The sequence below is a fragment of the Flavobacterium aureirubrum genome (assembly GCF_038739835.1).
Taxonomy (GTDB): Bacteria; Bacteroidota; Bacteroidia; order Flavobacteriales; family Flavobacteriaceae; genus Flavobacterium; species Flavobacterium aureirubrum.
The window spans coordinates 1-798 of record NZ_JBCGDO010000079.1; the positions used below are offsets into that span (position 1 = coordinate 1).

A 798-nucleotide genomic window follows, 5' to 3' on the forward strand; every position below is an offset into this window, starting at 1 on the left:
ACTGATTTAGAAGTGGTTGCATTGAGTTTTACAGCTGAATTTATGTCTATTGATAGTGAAAATTCACTTTTTAAACAGATTTCTCTAAGTGAAATTCCAAATTTAATTGAGCGAAGTCAGTTTAATAAAAGACGAAAAAGTCTATTTTTATTTTCAGAACAAATTAGAACAAAATTAGCGTCTCAATTCCTGCGTTTTGAAGATTACTTTATTGTTGACAGTATGCCTTTAGAGATTTGTAAATTTTCACGACATAACAGGATAAAAATCTGTAAAGACGATTTTGAAACCGCACCTTCCAAAGGTTTTTGTGCTTCCCAAAATAGTTGGTTCTTCGGATATAAACTTCATGGTGTTTGCTCAGTTACTGGTGTTTTTCATTCATTAGACATTACTAAAGCCGAAGTTCATGATGTGCATTTTTTGAAAAACATAAAACAGCAAATGTCTGATTGTATATTACTTGGAGATAGAGGTTATCTGTCTGATAGTATTCAAATAGATTTATTTCAATCGGCAAATATCAAATTAGAAACACCAAAAAGAATCAATCAAATGAATTATAAACCACAACCTTACATATTCAAAAAATCAAGAAAAAGAATAGAAACATTATTTTCTCAATTATGTGACCAGTTCTTAATTAGAAGAAATTATGCTAAAACTTTTGAGGGTTTTAAAACTAGAATTTTAGCAAAAATAACAGCATTAACATTGGTTCAATATATCAATAAATTTATCTTTGACAGACCAATAAATAACATCAAAAATCAATTAATTTAATTTCACCCAACGGGT

At 28.6% G+C, this 798-nt stretch carries 1 protein-coding gene; it reads left to right on the plus strand.

Going from position 1 to position 798, the window contains the following annotated elements; all coding sequences use genetic code 11:
- Positions 1 to 783, plus strand: a 783-nt coding sequence (locus WFZ85_RS16020) for an IS982 family transposase (RefSeq protein WP_342697258.1), incomplete at its 5' end; no start/stop codon positions are given.
- Positions 784 to 798 lie beyond the last annotated feature (15 nt).